Origin of the sequence: Elizabethkingia argenteiflava, assembly GCF_009904105.1 — a bacterium.
Taxonomy (GTDB): domain Bacteria; phylum Bacteroidota; class Bacteroidia; order Flavobacteriales; family Weeksellaceae; genus Elizabethkingia; species Elizabethkingia argenteiflava.
On the sequence record NZ_JAAABJ010000681.1, the window covers coordinates 1 to 450 of the forward strand.

A 450-nucleotide genomic window follows, 5' to 3' on the forward strand; every position below is an offset into this window, starting at 1 on the left:
AAAAAAAAGCGCTTCAACTTTATCTTGAAGGCTTGGGCTTTAGATCAATCGGCAGGATTTTAGATGTTAGCAATGTCACTATTTTGAATTGGATTCGTAGTTTCGGTCAAGAAATACAATCATTGCAATGTGAATCTAAGGAAATAAAAGTGGTAGAGTTAGATGAAATGCACAGTTATATAGGGAATAAAAAAAACTGTTGGATCTGGATTGCTGTTGATAGATTTGGAAAAAGATTCATCAATTTCGTTATTGGTGGCAGAAGCCATCAAACCGCAGAAGAGTTTTGGGAAACAATAAAACAACACAAAATGGAGAAGATAGCAAGTGATCACTGGAAAAGCTACCAAAGCATTGTTCCTAAAGAGAAGCATCTTCAGACAAAATCAGAAACATTCACCGTAGAAGCTTATAATAGTTTGTTTGGGCATTTTTTAGCAAGAATGAGAA

The 450-nt window shown here is 34.9% G+C and carries 1 protein-coding gene; it reads left to right on the forward strand.

Translation table 11 applies throughout. The annotated features are described in order from the left end of the window. Window positions 1-450: IS1 family transposase (locus GNY06_RS13160; RefSeq protein WP_166520510.1), on the forward strand; the 450-nt coding region annotated here is incomplete at both ends.